13 protein-coding genes are annotated in these 14,074 nt (G+C 62.6%); 4 read left to right on the forward strand and 9 right to left on the reverse strand.

From position 1 onward, the window contains the following. The first annotated feature begins 73 nt into the window (after positions 1–73). Genes AB4Y31_RS27130 through AB4Y31_RS27140 form a run of 3 tightly spaced genes read left to right on the forward strand, consistent with a single transcriptional unit; the run spans position 74 to position 1,662 of the window. Positions 74–859 (forward strand): hypothetical protein, encoded by a 786-nt coding sequence (locus AB4Y31_RS27130; protein ID WP_368676711.1) that lies wholly within the window; start codon positions 74–76, stop codon positions 857–859. 34 nt (positions 860–893) lie between these two features. Further along, positions 894–1,211, forward strand: coding sequence for a hypothetical protein (locus tag AB4Y31_RS27135; RefSeq protein ID WP_368676712.1), 318 nt, complete (start codon positions 894–896; stop codon positions 1,209–1,211). Between the two features lie 55 nt (positions 1,212–1,266). Then, the gene (locus tag AB4Y31_RS27140; RefSeq protein ID WP_368676713.1) at positions 1,267–1,662 is read left to right on the forward strand and encodes a DUF4280 domain-containing protein; all 396 of its coding nucleotides are present in this window, start codon (positions 1,267–1,269) and stop codon (positions 1,660–1,662) included. Between the two features lie 55 nt (positions 1,663–1,717). Here the strand turns inward: AB4Y31_RS27140 and AB4Y31_RS27145 are convergent, their stop codons facing one another. The 9 genes from AB4Y31_RS27145 to tssB all read right to left on the reverse strand — a co-directional run bounded on the left by AB4Y31_RS27145 (position 1,718) and on the right by tssB (position 12,898). Continuing rightward, a complete protein-coding gene (locus AB4Y31_RS27145; protein ID WP_368676714.1) occupies positions 1,718–2,260 on the reverse strand; it encodes a toxin-antitoxin system YwqK family antitoxin in 543 nt (180 codons plus the stop codon). 27 nt (positions 2,261–2,287) lie between these two features. Then, the gene (locus AB4Y31_RS27150) at positions 2,288–4,276 is read right to left on the reverse strand and encodes a type VI secretion system Vgr family protein (protein ID WP_368676715.1); all 1,989 of its coding nucleotides are present in this window, start codon (positions 4,274–4,276) and stop codon (positions 2,288–2,290) included. Positions 4,277–4,363: 87 nt separating this feature from the next. After that, complete coding sequence (gene tssH / locus AB4Y31_RS27155) at positions 4,364–6,925, reverse strand: type VI secretion system ATPase TssH (protein WP_368676716.1); 2,562 nt, start codon at positions 6,923–6,925, stop codon at positions 4,364–4,366. Next, positions 6,922–8,007 carry a type VI secretion system baseplate subunit TssG gene (tssG, locus tag AB4Y31_RS27160; RefSeq protein ID WP_368676717.1) on the reverse strand — a complete coding sequence of 362 codons (1,086 nt, stop codon included), beginning with the start codon at positions 8,005–8,007 and terminating at the stop codon, positions 6,922–6,924. The genes tssH and tssG overlap by 4 nt, the downstream gene beginning before the upstream one ends. Continuing rightward, entirely contained in the window at positions 7,971–9,758 is a 1,788-nt protein-coding gene (gene tssF, locus AB4Y31_RS27165) for a type VI secretion system baseplate subunit TssF (protein ID WP_368676718.1), read from the reverse strand. The genes tssG and tssF overlap by 37 nt, the downstream gene beginning before the upstream one ends. Further along, positions 9,742–10,215, reverse strand: coding sequence for a type VI secretion system baseplate subunit TssE (gene tssE, locus AB4Y31_RS27170; protein WP_368676719.1), 474 nt, complete (start codon positions 10,213–10,215; stop codon positions 9,742–9,744). Before tssE ends, tssF begins: the two co-directional genes overlap by 17 nt. Before the next feature lie 31 nt (positions 10,216–10,246). Continuing rightward, positions 10,247–10,744: an Hcp family type VI secretion system effector gene (locus tag AB4Y31_RS27175; RefSeq protein ID WP_368676720.1), complete on the reverse strand. Its 498-nt coding sequence runs from the start codon at positions 10,742–10,744 to the stop codon at positions 10,247–10,249. A gap of 103 nt (positions 10,745–10,847) precedes the next feature. Beyond that, a complete protein-coding gene (tssC, locus tag AB4Y31_RS27180) occupies positions 10,848–12,326 on the reverse strand; it encodes a type VI secretion system contractile sheath large subunit (RefSeq protein WP_368676721.1) in 1,479 nt (492 codons plus the stop codon). Between the two features lie 23 nt (positions 12,327–12,349). Then, a complete protein-coding gene (gene tssB, locus AB4Y31_RS27185; RefSeq protein ID WP_368676722.1) occupies positions 12,350–12,898 on the reverse strand; it encodes a type VI secretion system contractile sheath small subunit in 549 nt (182 codons plus the stop codon). Between the two features lie 709 nt (positions 12,899–13,607). Between tssB and AB4Y31_RS27190 the strand changes: the two genes are divergently transcribed. Beyond that, entirely contained in the window at positions 13,608–14,045 is a 438-nt protein-coding gene (locus AB4Y31_RS27190; RefSeq protein ID WP_368676723.1) for a hypothetical protein, read from the forward strand. Positions 14,046–14,074: the final 29 nt, after the last annotated feature.

The raw sequence follows: 14,074 nt of genomic DNA on the forward strand, positions 1-14,074 counted from the left end.
CCTCCGTCTTCACCAGCATAGTCATGCAGCGGGATCGATGGTCCCGTCTGCATGGCTCGGTAATGGGATATCTATGCTGATTCAGCGCCAAGCGGAAAAGGCCGGGTACGGGCGACACGTCTGCGTCGTCGCTGCAGCGATCCTCGCCTTATCGATAGGTGTGCTGCATTTCAGGCGTGGGGAGCAGCAGCTCGTTGCGACGAGTCAGTCCCGTGCGCCGATCGCAGGGGCCACGGCTTTCGGGCTCGGAGATTCGGCCGGCGCGACAGAGAGCGTTGCTCTGAGCGACTCAGGCCTGGCAATCGGCGAAGGCCATCGGCTGATCCTCAACGGCGCATTGCTCGATCTGATCGATTCGTTTTTGCTGCAGAACGCGGATGACGATCGCATAGATCAATTGAGGCGCTATCTGAAAGGCAAACTACCGACGGCGGCGTATGGCGAAGCGGTCGGAATCGTCGAACGCTATCAGACCTATATGAAAGCGCATGACGATTTGCTTGCGGCGCAAAACCTGGGGCATGTCCGGGACGCATCCGCTATCGATATCGACCGCATTGCAATTTGGCGCCAGCAGCGCGACCGTTTGCGCAGAAGCATACTCGGCGACGATATCGTGCAAGCCTGGTATCAGAACGACGACGCGCAGCTCGACCAGGTCCTGCAAGAGTGGCGGCAGCGCCTGGAAGATAGCGAAGCGCCGCAGGCGCCAGCGCAGGCGCCGCGATATCCGGTCCCGCATTGGCACGACAAGCAAGCGGAAGATCATCATCGCCAGTACATGCTGCGCGTACTCGAAAAGGCGGTCACGAGCTTTGCCGACCGGCGGCGAGCGCACGACGGGACCTCGGTGCGGTAGCATCACTGAACTTGCTCGAGAGCGGGTCTATACGATGACGCCACTCAAACGCTACTTTGCCGCCTTATTGCTCATTCTCCTCATTGGCCTGTGGCCCCTCATTTCGGTTTCGGTCGCCGGGGCGGTGGCTGACGCCAACGGCTGCGGGCTCGACGAAGGGAGCGTTCATCCTTGCATCGTCCTCGGCCACGACTTCGGTGAACTGCTGTACGCAATGGAGGTTCTAGGTTGGGCCGGCTTGGTGACGATGCCGATCGCCACCTTGCTTTTTTGGGTTTGGGTCTTGATGCTCGTTCTTCATCTAGTCAGAAGGAGAAGCGCGCGGGGCGATAACGGATTTGACGGCGGGTGAGGGGAAGGAATACGCTCCCGACACATATCGACTCCCCTTGCGCAGGACGAGATCCATGTCGACACCCCAGGTATGCGCCGGAGCGACACTGCAATGTTCGTTCGGCGCCGCGCCGGCCGTCCTTAACGTACTGCCTCTCAATCGCGTGATGGTTGGCGGCATGCCGGCGGCTACGCTGGCCGATTCCGCTCCGATCGTCAACATCGCGCCCTTCGGAATGTGTCAGAGTCCGGCTAACCCGACGGTCGTTTCCGCGACCGCGGCCGCGCTCGGCGTCTTCACTCCGATGCCATGCGTACCGGCAACGACGGCGCCTTGGATTCCCGGCGGGGCGCCCACCGCACTCATCGGCTCGATGCCGGCGCTCAACGCCCAATGTACGCTCGTCTGCATGTGGGGTGGTGTGATCAAGGTCGTCCAACCAGGCCAGATGACCACGCTCGTGCCCTGATCCGAGCAACGTAATGGCGCGCGATGAGCGAGCAACATCATGCGCCGCGGCTCGATCAATGCGAGTCTGAAGATGGCCCGAACAGCTGCCGCCACCAATATCGCCAGCGCGGCAAGGGCTTCCCATCTGCATCGAGCGGCCGGCCATCGCTCGCGTAACGCTCGGACGGGCCCATCGGCTTGCCCGCATCGAACGCTTGCCGTTCTGCAATCCGGCTATTCGGATGAAACCGTTGCAGCATGCCTTGCAGCTTGCCTTGCCGATACATAGCGTGTTCGAGCAAGGTGCCGTCCGGCAACCACGTCTTGCATGACCCGTGGAGTACGCCGTTTGCGTAATGCGCTTCACGTTGCACCGTGCCGTCCGGCAGGTAAAACACCGCCTTGCCGTCGAGCTTGTTATCGGCGTAGTTCATCTGGGCGGCACGCGAGCCGTCGGAATGCATAAGCGTAACGGGTCCGTGCAGCGCACCGCGCGCATAGGTGAGCGCGGCGCGGGGCACGCCGCCGGCCTGCACACGGACATTACCGTGTAGCGCGCCATCGAGCGTTGCGCCTTCGATGCGGGCGTCGTCGCGCTCCAGCGCAACGTTATGCATTCGTTCCGGGGGCTGCGCCATTTTTGTTCAATTGATCTTTACGAGACCGCCTTTGACGGTCAACATGGCGCCGCCGTCAACGGTTTGCTCGACCGCGCCCTTGTTCGACAAGCTTTGCGCCTCGTTGGAGAGCGTACCGTCCGATTTGTTCGTCAGTGAAGCGCCCGCCTGATTCGTCAGCGAGACGGACGCCTTATGCGTGATGGAGCCGTCGCTTTTCGCGGTCAGATCGCCGGTGCTTTGAAGCGTTAAAGTGCCGGTCACCTTGATGGTCAGATTGCCGTCGACGGTGAGTGTCATGTCGCCCGAGACCTTTTGCGTGAGGTTGCCGCCTATCGTGCGCGTTTCGTCGCCGCCGGCTTTGACAGTCCGGGTGCCCTTTACGTCGACCGTCTCGTCGCCTGTTTTCACGGTGGCGCTGCGATTGCCCTGTTCGACCACCAACGTATCGTCGCCTTCCTTCACCGTGTGCGTTCGCGCATGCTGGATCGTGCGGGTTTCATCATGGCCGATAGTCCATCCCGCATCGTTCAGGACTTTCACGTTCAAGTCCTTCTGTGCCTGCACGAACAGTTCTTCACTATCCTGCTTGTCTTCGAAGCGGATCTCGTTGAAGCCCGCACCTCCTTTCGACGTGCTCGTCTTGATGCCCGATTGCGTCTGGTTGTCCGGCAACGTATACGGCGGCAGGTTGGCGCCGTTGTATACGCTGCCTGTGATGAGCGGCCTGTCCGGATCCCCGTCGACGAAGGTAACGACGACCTCGTCGCCGACGCGCGGCATGAACTGCATGCCGAAGCGCTTGCTGGCCCACGGCTGCGCGACGCGGATCCAGCACGAGCTCTGCTCGTCGTTCTTGCCCTCGCGATCCCAATGGAAGTGAACCTTCACGCGGCCGTACTGATCGGTCCAAAGTTCCTCGCCCTCCTTACCGACGACCGTTGCGGTTTGCATCGGCATCACGGGCCGCCTCGTGACGCGCGGCGGCCGCCAGACAGTGTCGGCCGGAAACGCCTCGAAGCGGTTGCGATAGCGACTGTGACTTGCCTCATGAACCACGCTCGAGACGACCCATGCGACATTGGCATCGTCCGATTCATGTCCCGAAAGTGTAAATCGGCCGCCCGGCGTCAATGCGCGACAATCGCTTTCGCCGATGAGGCGACGACGAGCGGTACGCAATGCGTCGATGCGCCGCTTCGCGGCCTCCGATGCCGCGGCGCTCGTCTGATAACGTCCCGGGTATTCGTAGACTGCCGGCGCGTTCGCATCGGCCTCGGCTTTCGAATAGAGCTGCGCTGTCGGCATCACGTAGGCGTAATCCGAGTGCGCAAGCGTCCCAGTAACAGTCTCTTCGACGATCTCGCAGTATAGGATTTGGCCCGTTTCAAGGCCGCCGCTTTGGCCTGCCTGATACGGCAGCATCGAAGCTCCAGGAAGATCGGCGAACGCATCGTTGCTATCCGCGATCACAAGCGTGTGCTTGCCTTCGCTGTGCTGAAAGAAATAGGCCCAGCCTTCTTCTTCGCAAAGGCGGCTGACGAACGCAAAATCGGTCTCCCCATATTGGACGCAATACGCTCTTGCTTCGTAGCTGCCGCTCAGGTTGAACGAGAAATCAGTCGCGCCATGATCGCTGAAGACGGCTTCGAGAATCTGTTGCGTGCTCTTTCCCTGGAAAATCCGGTTGTTCGTCGCGAGCGTCAGAAGCCATAGCCATGGACGCAACTGCAGCGCGTAATGAGCGCCGTCGACGGTCGAAGGCAATTGCGACGCCCGAGTGCAGAGCGCGTCGATCAGGCGCGGCGCCGCGCCCCAGACGAGCGAAAGCGTTGCATGTTGTCCGGTGAGCCCCGATAGGGCGACCGGCGGTGCTGCGCCGATCGCGCGCACGTTCAATTCGCCTACATCGCTGAGCGCCTCGCGGCCGCTAAAGCCCGACGGGAAGAGCGTATCGAACGGCGCACCGGCAATTGCGATGCGGGACGTGTCATCGGTCGGAATCGGTCGGTCCATCTACGGCTAGCGGTGAAAAGCAGAGTTCGGAAAAGGGGTGCCCGGCTGGCCACGCATGCACCGCACGTAAGAGGACGTATCGCACGTTCATTCGAGCGCCCACTGCGCCAGTGTTCCCACGAGCTCGTTCATCAAGACGTTGTCGATCTCTCGCGCGCCTGCGGCGCGGCAGCGCGCGAGCACCGCGCCGACGATGCCTTCATCGAACGCGAATTGCTTGCCGGTGGCGTCGTGATATCGAGTTTTCAATTGCTCAAGCTTCTTTTCGATGATGGCGCGCAACATCGAATCCCCGAGCGGTTGATAAGGCACTGTCGTCATGCGCGCGAGAAACGCCGGCCGGAAGGCGCTCAGCAACGCTTCGCGCAGACGCTTGGCGAACGCATCGGTTGCCAGTGTCTCGGCAGGCGCTTGCAGCAGCAACTCCGCGCCGACATTGCTGGTCGCGAGGATCACCGTGTTACGGAAATCGACCGTCAGTCCGGTCCCGTCTTCCATCGTGCCTTTGTCGAACACGTTGTAGAACGCCTCGAGCACATCGGGATGCGCTTTCTCGATTTCGTCGAGCAGCACGACACTGTACGGCCGGCGCCGCACCGCCTCCGTCAGCATGCCGCCGACGCCATAGCCGACGTATCCGGGCGGCGCGCCTTTGAGTTGCGATACGGTATGCGCCTCCTGGTATTCGGAAAGATTGATCGAAATCAGATTGCGCTCGCCGCCATAGAGCGCATCGGCGAGCGCATAAGCCGTCTCGGTCTTGCCGACCCCGGTCGGCCCGACGAGTAGGAAGACGCCGACCGGCTTCAAAGGATCGGTCAAGCCCGCGCGATACGCCTGGATGCGCTTCGCTATGCGATCGAGCGCGGCGTCCTGCCCAACGATGCGCTGCGCGAGGCGCGTTTTCAGCGTCCGCACGGCATGCGCTTCATCGGCCAGCATCTTCCCGACCGGAATGCCTGTCCAGCTTGCGATGACCGCGGCGACCGCCTTCGAGTCGACGCAGACCGGCACCATCGGGTCATCGTCGCCAATCGCCTCGAGTCCACTTTCGAGGCGAACGAGTTCCGCCGCAAGGTCCTCGAGCTGTTCCTTTTGCTCTTCGTCCGCGCCCGGCGTCGCGCGCAGCGTTCGGTCCAACTCCGCCAGTCTTGCGCGCGTGTCGAGGATTTCGCGGACCGTCGCCGATTCCTGGCGCCAACGCTCGTCGAGCTCACGCACGAGCGCCGCGTTGCGCTGATGCTCGGCGTCGAGCGCGGCAAGCCGGGCAGCGTGGTTGGCGCCCATGACCATCTCCTGCTTGAGCCGTTCGAGTTCGTCGCGCAGCGATTGCTCACGATGCCGCGCGGCCTCGAGCTGCGGCGGCGTATCGTGCTGGGCGAGCGCGACTCGCGCGCAGGCGGTATCAAGCACGGCGATGGCCTTGTCCGGCAATTGCCGGCCGGAGATATAGCGGTGCGACAGCTTGACTGCGTCGACGATCGCCGCTTCGAGCACCGAGACTCGGTGATGTTGTTCGAGCTTGCCCGCGACGCCGCGCAGCATCGCGACGGCGGTGCTCTCGTCAGGCTCTTCGACTTGCACGAGCTGAAAGCGCCGAGCGAGCGCCGGGTCTTTTTCGAAGTATTTCTTGTATTCCAGCCAAGTGGTGGCCGCGATCGTTCGCAGCTCGCCGCGCGCGAGCGCGGGCTTCAGCAGATTCGCCACGTCGCTGCCGCCTTCCGCCCCCCCGGCGCCGATCATCGTGTGCGCCTCGTCGATGAAGAGGATCACGGGCCGCGGCGAGCGTTTCACTTCGTCGATCACGCTCTTGAGTCTCTGTTCGAATTCGCCCTTGACGCCGGCGCCGGCCTGCAACAGCGCCAAATCGAGCACGCGTAAGACGACGTTCGCCAACGGCGGCGGCACATCGCCCGCGGCAATGCGCAGGGCGAGCCCTTCGACGACGGCAGTCTTGCCGACGCCCGGCGCGCCAACGAGGATCGGATTGTTTTGCCGGCGCCGCAGCAGAATGTCGACCGTCTGCCGGATTTCGGCATTGCGTCCGACGATCGGGTCGATGCGGCCCGCGCGCGCATCGGCGGTCAGATCCTGCGTGTATTGATCGAGTGCCGCCGATGTATCGGCCGTGCCGCTGCTCGTCCCGGTGGCCGGCGCTTTTGCGGCGGCAATTCGTTCCGACGAGGACGTGAGCCAAGTCTCGAAGTTGATGCGCAGCGTGGCCGGCGATATCCGCAGGACCGACGGAACACTGGCCGACAGCTGCGCGCATATTCCCTCGTTTTCAAGCATCGCGAGCAGCAACGTGCCGGAGCCGGCAAGCGGTTGTCGCAGCACGATGGTGGACTGCACGAGCGCGTCTTGAAGCAGCAGAACGACGTTTCGCGAAAACGCCGGCGTGCGAGTGTTCCCGCGCTTGAACTGCTCGAGCGCCGCGCGGATTTCGGCGATCAATGTATCTCGCTCGAGATTGAAGTGCGGCAGCACGCAGGCGAAATCGCCGCCTTCAATGTCGAGCATTTCGAGCAGTAGATGCTCGATCTCGACTTCGAAATGCGTTTGCCGCAGGCAGCTTTGCGCCGCGCGTTCGAGCGCCGCGCGGGCCGGACGTTCCAGCTTGGCGACGAGTGTTTTCAGATCGATGGTCATGGCCGTGCTCCGGCGCCTCCTGCGATCGTCACGTGCGCGATCCGCGCGGGCGATGTCTCGCCCGTGCCCGCCCATGCTGTCCAGCCTAGACGGAGCGGACGCTCGGAAGAGAGCCGCGCACGCGGCTGCTCGCCGCGTGCGAGATGCACTTCAATGTGCAGGTAGAGCTCGGCGCCGAAATAGGCGGCCGCAAGCGCGCGGAGCTCCGCATGGCGGCGGCCGCCAGGCAGGTAGGCTTCGTATTGCGCGAGCGTGAGCGGGCCGAGGCTGATCCGCACGCCTCGGTGCTCATCCCAGATGCGAGTGCCGGCCACGGCGCCTGCGCCAAGCCAGTGGTTACGCCCAGCGCGCCCGATGCGTGTCGTGCTTTCGTCAGGAAGCGCGCGCCAGCCGCCCGCAAAAGGTGCTGTACGGACGTTGATGCCGAAGTGGTGAGCGGCCAGCACATCGAAGCCGGCCACCGATCGGCGCCGGTTCGCGAACAGCCCGGCGCGCGCGAGCACCGCGTCCACATCGAGACCAGGCGCCGGCACCGCTTGGCGTCGTGCGCCCAGTTGGAGGCCCGCGATCCCCCGCAAGATGACGTCCGCCGGACCTTTACGGGGCTCGCGGTACGGATCGGCGATGCGGAACTTGCGCTTCGCCCGATAGAGCAGCGCGATGAGCCGGTGCTGGAACAGATCGAGGAACGCCGCCGCCGACGTGTCTTTCTTGCGCAGGCGGTCCTGCAGCCATTCCTGATACGTGTCGGGTAGCGGACCGTCGGGGCCGCCGAGCGCAAACCCATTTACTTGAAGCTGGGGTTGCGGCTGCGATGCTGCTCGTTCGCCATTGTCCGCCGCGGCCAGCGCGCGCCGCGCCGTTCGCCGCAATGGACCGAGCGCGCTCGGTGCGAACACGGGCGAGAGCGTACCGTTGAGACCGACCGCTTCGGCGCGGGGGTCGAGACCGGTGCCGGGCGAAACGGCGTCAGGCCGCAACAACTCGATGAGTCGGATGGCCTGAACGAATTCGAACGCATGCGGCTCGGCGAAAAGACGCTCGGCTACAGAACGAGCGGGCTGCCCTGCATCGGTCGCCATGCGTGAATCTCCCTGCCATCGCGCATCAGTGTGGTGTGCACGAAACGGTTGACGCTCGCGTAGAGCGAGAAGAAATGCGCGAGAACGCCGGAGAATAGCACCGGACTTGCGCCGACGAAATGAGCGTTGTCGAGTTCGACGCGGACCTTGAGGCCGTTGCGCCACCCTCGCCATAAATCATCGCCGACGTGTGCGACGATCGGCTCGCTCGCGATGGCCGTCAACCCGGCGATCTGCCTTTGCGAGGCCGGGCTGGCGGCGAGATTGTGCAGCTCGAGCATTTCCCGCAGCGTGTGGAGCGCGTGCGGACCCTGCGCGAGCGGCGCGTGATTGAGTATGAGTTGCGATACCAGGCGCCAGCGGGAGCTGCCGTCGAGCGGGGCGGCGACTGGTGGCGTTGGACGATGGGCGATGCGTACGCTCGCAACCGGGCCCGGCATCTCGAAGGAGAGGGCGGTGCCAGGCTCGAGTGCTTGCGCGAGGTAGCCGTTGGTGCACGACAAGTCGGCCGTCAGTGTGCGCATGCTTGGCGTTGCCGGATCGAAGCGTGTGTCGACGAATGTCAGCATGATGTCGCTCCCCGGCCGCGATGGATGCATGCCCGACACGCGCCGCGCATGCCAATACACCGTCGATCCTGCGCCGTGCTGAACGCCGTAGTAGGGAGGAACTTCTACGACCGTGGAGCCTTGGACCGAACGAACCGCGCGAACGGCGTAGATCTCGGTGCTGGCCTCCCGATGCGCATCCGGGCTCACGCGCATTTCACGCTGCGTGCCGTCGGGCCGAAGCGGCTCCGACGTGCGCGAAAACAGGTTGACCGCCGGCGTGCAGCCGAGCGCGAAGTCATGCGCGTGCAAGGTGAGCCGACCGCCCGGTGCGGCGCTCAAGCCGATCAGCAAGTCCAGTCGATCGCCTGCGTCGGCAGCGGGCATGAACGGCAAGTCGAAGAAGGCGAACTTCTCCGGAAACGTGAAGTATTCGACGAGGAGCCGGCACGCGGGATGCACACCGTCTTCCAGCGGTAGCAGCGCATGAGTGTCATCGAATCCGATCGGTATCGGGCGCCCCCCGAGCACGCGCGGCTTTTCGCCCGGCGCCTGCAGATAGACCCTGGCGCCATGCGCGCAAAGCAAGTCGTACATCGCGGCGGCCGTGACCGGCGAGCCCGCCAAGCGCACGCGCAACTGCTCGATGGGCAGCGCGCTGAACCGGTGCGCTCCCGTGCAGCGCAGCGAGAGCCGCAATGCGGCTTGAACGGTTGCATCGGATGTCGCGGCCTGAGCTTCCTCCGCATTGAGCAATTGCGCATCCGTCAGCTCGATGGGCCATAGCGTCACGTCCGCGCAAGTGCGCCAGTGAATCGCCGCGCCGCTAGCGTTCATATGCAGAAGCGGTGTATTGCGAGGCACCATATAACCTTCGGCGATGTTGCCTTGCGTCGCGTCAGCTTCGAACTGTACGATCGTCATCGACGGTAGCGGCCGCGATGCATACGGATAGAACTGCTCGAGCAGACCGTCGGTGAGCTCGGAATACTCGTCGTCGAGCGTGCGCTGGATGCGCGCAGTAAGAACCGCGAAGCTCTCGAGCAACCGTTCGACATGCGGATCGGCGCTTTCGCTGGCACCGAGCTGGAGGCGGCGCGCGATCTTCGGGTAACGATGCGCGAAGTTTTCGCTAGCGCGCCGCAAGTAGGTCAGCTCGCGCTGATAGTAATCGATCAGCAGATCGTCAAGCGAGTCGTTCATCGGCGATATGAACCGGCTGCCCATCCAAGAGCTGCGCGACGAATGCGACAGGCCACGACTGGCCGCCCGCCTGCAGGTTTCCGGTGATCCGCAGCCGCAGGCCCCACGGTGCGTCGGGATCCAGATCGACCTCTGCGCGTGGCTGACCTAGTCGCGGTTCGAATGCGCGAATCGCATCCGCGACGTCGCGTTCCAGCGCCGAGCGGTCCACGCCACGCGCGGCGAATTTCGCTGTCCAGTCAGACAATCCGTAGTGCAGAACGTCGAGCCGGGCCGCCGTGCGCGTCGCACCGCGCCGCGTATTCAGCAGCCGCATCAGCTCGGCGCGCACCGACGCGCGCAGGGCCTCCGGATCAAGCGTTCGCCGAATGTGTGGTTCGTCCGCTTCGAACGGCGCGTCGTCCTCGAGTCGCTCGAAGAGCGGCATGGGCGCGACAGGAGGCACGAAAGCAGGCATCTGCGTAGCGTTCTCGAGGGTGCGACGTCAGTTAGCTGGCCAACTTGTTCGCCGCCATATCCCACGTCGACGCGGCCGTACCTTCCTTCGAGCCATCGTCTTTCTGCGTGGTCAGCTCCCATTTGATCTTCGTAAAGTTCAAGGAGAGCGTTTCAACTGGCTTGCCGCCAGCGCCGCCCGATACGCTCACATTGCTGAGCACGACATTGTTGAGCGTGTAAGTGATGAACGGCATGATCTTGCCGTCGCTTTCGGCTGCGTTGCGGCCGACGATAACGGTCGCGGTGGCGATTGCTTTTCCGCCGCAGCAGTATTCGTTGAGCGTGGGTGTTGCGACGTCGACGAATTTGGTGACTGTGAACTCGCCCACGAAAGGCTTGCCCGACGTGCGCTCCGAGTTGCTGACGTCGTTGGTCACCTGCATTGCAACGTTGTGGCTGTACGACATCAGCTCGATTTTGTCAGCGTAGCCCTCGAGCGTGCATTCGCCCTTGATGTCGTCGCCAAGGTCGAGAATGATCGAATCCATGAATGAGCGTCCTCAAGCGTATGAAAGCGGCGCGAACCTGCCCGAGCGCGCCGCGCGATCGTAATGGCGCTGGCCGCGCCGCCAAAGCGGTTTCGATGTGTGCTTACGCGGCGGCCGGCGGCGGCAGCGAAGCGACGAGGCGAATGGATGCGGTCAATTCCTCTAGCTGAAAATGCGGCCTCAGGAACACCGTGGCCCGGTAAGCCCCCGGCTTGCCGGCGACCTCGGTCACGTCGACACGGGCTTCGCGCAACGGATACTGCGCTTTGATTTCCTGCGGAGCGTTGTCGTTGACGAGCACATAGTCAGCGATCCAGGTATTCAGATACGAGCGCACGTTGTCGCGCGTCATGAAGCTGCCGACCTTGTCGCGCATGATGACCTTGATGTAATGCGCGAAACGCGACGCGGCCAGCACGTACGGCAGCATCGCCGAGATGCGCGCATTGGCCGTCGCCTCGTTCGTGTTGTAGACGGCGGGCTTGTTCGTCGTCTGCCCGCCGAAGAAGACGGCGAGCCCTTCGTTCTTCTTGTGACACAGCGCGATGAAGCCGAGCGAATCCAACTCCTTTTCGCGGCGATCGGTGATCGAGACTTCGGTCGGACATTTCATGGCCTTGTCGCCCGCGGCCGTCTGGAAGATGTGGTCCGGCAACTTCTCGACGGCCCCGCCGCCTTCGACGCCGCGAATCGCCGCGCACCAGCTGTACTTGGCGAACGCGTTCGTGATGCGCTGACCGAGCGCATAGGCCGCGTTTCCCCACAGGTACTTCGAATGATCGGTGCCGTCGACACTCTCGACGAAGTTCATGCCATCCACCGGATTGCTGTCGGGATGATAGGGGCGGCGCATCAGAATATGCGGCAGCACGAGCGCGACGTAGCGCGAATCTTCGCTTTTACGGAATTCTCGCCAGCGGTGCATGTCGATCGTCTCGAATACCTTCGACAGGTCGCGCGGAACACCGAGTTCGGTGAAGCTGCCCATGTCGAACAATTGCGGATGCGCCGCCGAGATGAACGGCGCATGCGCGGCAGCCGCCACTGACGCAAGCTTTTCGAGCAGGCTGATATCGGGGGTCTGGCGCGTGAAGTAATAGTCACCGATCAGCACGCTGAACGGATGGCCGCCGAACGTGCCGTATTCCTCTTCGTAGATCTTCTTGAAGAGCGCGCTGGTATCGACGTCGATCGCCTTTTCCAGATCGTTCTGCAAGTCCTTTTTCGACACGTTGAGCAGGCGCAGTTTGAGGCGTGTGCTCGTTTCGGTGTTCTTGACGAGATAGTGCAGGCCGCGCCAGGATGCCTCGAGTGCCTGCATGTCGGGATGATGCAGCACCGCGTTCAACTGCTCGCTGATCAGCTCGTCGATCTTCCGGATATGATCGTTGATCATCGCGACAGTGTCGCGACTCACCGTCATGTTCTTATCGAGCACCTGCAGTGCGAACTCCGCGAGCAGCTCGCGTGCATGCTGCTGCTGCTCCTCGTCGTGGGCCATCCTGCCCTCATGGACGATGCGATCGAGCAGCGTAAGCGTTTCCGTTTGCGCGGGCGCAGCCGCGGCTTGAATGTCCGACATGACTCCTCCTGGCGGCGGGGCGCTTAGTTGGCAGGCGTTTCACCGCCTTCAGGGGCGGGGAGCTGCGGCGGCTCCGCATCGTGCGGATGAGCGGACTTGATTTCCTCGAGCCCTTGCGTGTTGTGCACGACTTCCTGCAGGAGCTTGTCGAGGTCGTCGTTGCCGTCGAGCTTCGTGAGCAAATCGCGCAGCCTCAGTCGTGCCTCGTAGAGCTGCTTGAGAGGCGCGATCTGCTTGACGATCTGCACCGGGTCGAAGTCGTCGATGTTCTCGAACTTCAACGCGACATTGAGCTTGCTGTCGTCTTTTGCAAGCGTGTTGTCGACCTGCAGCGTGACGCGCGGGGCGATCGATTTCATGACGTCGTTGAAGTTGTCGCGGTCGATATCGACAAAACGACGTTCCGTCATTTTTGGAAGAGGCGTTTCGGGATTGCCCGAAAGGTCTGCCAGCAGGCCGACGACGAGCGGCAATTCTCTTTTTTCGATGGCGTTGCCGGTTTCGACGTCATACGTGATTTGGACGCGCGGCGGGCGGTTCCTTTCGAACCAGTGTTGGGTACTGTCGGACATGGTCACCTCTGCGGGAATCTTCTTTTATTGCGCTGGTTTCCTGGTACAGCACTTTATTCATTTCGAGTTGTTTCTTGCGCGGTCTCGTCAATTCGGTCGCCAAGCCCGCGGAACGGTGCGGTGCACGAACCGCTACCGCGCGAACTCGAAGCCCTGCCGCAACATGATCTCGGCGATACGGGCCGTGGTGCTCGCGCATGAAAAACTCTGCCGGCTTACTTCATGTGATCGCCAATCAGATGCGTCTGTCTCCCAGGACGTCGCTGCAAATGAAATGGTAAGCAGCTTAAAAAATTTCAGTGCCGACATGATCATCGGACAAAAATACTCTACGATAGTCCACAAGGAATTTCAAACAAATTTTGTGTGACGCGATCGGCCCGGCAGACTGAAAGGAGATTGCATACATCAAGGCGGTTCTCCGTGCGCATGGCGAATCAGCTGGATCGATGCAAGGGCGGCGCATACCGTCTTTACAGCGCCGTGCATAACCGGGATTGCACCACGCGCTGCGGTACTTGTAGACTACGCGCGGCGCAGCGGTAAAGACGAGGTGCGCCGCGCTCGATAACAGATTCGAACAATGAGCACCACGCCGGCGTCGGCGCGGGCGATCGACCAATCAGACACGGATGGGGGTAGCGAAGTGATCAGCGCGTTGGGATTCGCCAGCTCTCGGCGCCCCAGGAGGAGGGTCGGACGGGGCGCGATGCGGCTTTTCACGATGCTGTTCCTCGCAGGCTGCTCAGCGTCGCTGCCGCGCGTCAAGGTCGATACGCTCGCAATCAGCGTCGCGAGCCAAGCGAATCTCGACACGCCGATCGCCGTCGATGCGGTGCTCGTGCGCAATCCGCAGTTGTTCGACATGCTGCTCGGCTTGCCGGCCGCCAAATGGTTCGCGCAGCGCGATCAATTGCGGCGCGATTATCCCAAGGACCTCAACGTGCTGTCGTACGAGGTCGTGCCGGGCCAGCAGATCATCGCCGCGCCGTTCCAATTCGATGGTCAACGTGCCGTCGGCGTCCTGGTGTTTGCCGATTACCAGACGCCAGGCGCGCATCGTGTCCGGCTGGACGGCGGCCCTTCCAAAGCACTGCTGCAACTGGGTGACCAGGACCTGCGGCTCTTGGCTCAGAGTCAGCAATGAACTTCGATCCGAGCAAGCGCCGGTCACAC

Source organism: Trinickia sp. EG282A (genome assembly GCF_040965455.1).
GTDB classification, from domain to species: Bacteria; Pseudomonadota; Gammaproteobacteria; order Burkholderiales; family Burkholderiaceae; genus Trinickia; species Trinickia symbiotica.

Coding starts and splice junctions, on each gene's coding strand:
- AB4Y31_RS27130 (WP_368676711.1), top strand. CDS start 74: ATGCTGATTCAGCGCCAAGCGGAAAAGGCCGGGTACGGGCGACACGTC.
- AB4Y31_RS27135 (WP_368676712.1), top strand. CDS start 894: ATGACGCCACTCAAACGCTACTTTGCCGCCTTATTGCTCATTCTCCTC.
- AB4Y31_RS27140 (WP_368676713.1), top strand. CDS start 1,267: ATGTCGACACCCCAGGTATGCGCCGGAGCGACACTGCAATGTTCGTTC.
- AB4Y31_RS27145 (WP_368676714.1), bottom strand. CDS start 2,260: ATGCATAACGTTGCGCTGGAGCGCGACGACGCCCGCATCGAAGGCGCA.
- AB4Y31_RS27150 (WP_368676715.1), bottom strand. CDS start 4,276: ATGGACCGACCGATTCCGACCGATGACACGTCCCGCATCGCAATTGCC.
- tssH (WP_368676716.1), bottom strand. CDS start 6,925: ATGACCATCGATCTGAAAACACTCGTCGCCAAGCTGGAACGTCCGGCC.
- tssG (WP_368676717.1), bottom strand. CDS start 8,007: ATGGCGACCGATGCAGGGCAGCCCGCTCGTTCTGTAGCCGAGCGTCTT.
- tssF (WP_368676718.1), bottom strand. CDS start 9,758: ATGAACGACTCGCTTGACGATCTGCTGATCGATTACTATCAGCGCGAG.
- tssE (WP_368676719.1), bottom strand. CDS start 10,215: ATGCCTGCTTTCGTGCCTCCTGTCGCGCCCATGCCGCTCTTCGAGCGA.
- AB4Y31_RS27175 (WP_368676720.1), bottom strand. CDS start 10,744: ATGGATTCGATCATTCTCGACCTTGGCGACGACATCAAGGGCGAATGC.
- tssC (WP_368676721.1), bottom strand. CDS start 12,326: ATGTCGGACATTCAAGCCGCGGCTGCGCCCGCGCAAACGGAAACGCTT.
- tssB (WP_368676722.1), bottom strand. CDS start 12,898: ATGTCCGACAGTACCCAACACTGGTTCGAAAGGAACCGCCCGCCGCGC.
- AB4Y31_RS27190 (WP_368676723.1), top strand. CDS start 13,608: ATGCGGCTTTTCACGATGCTGTTCCTCGCAGGCTGCTCAGCGTCGCTG.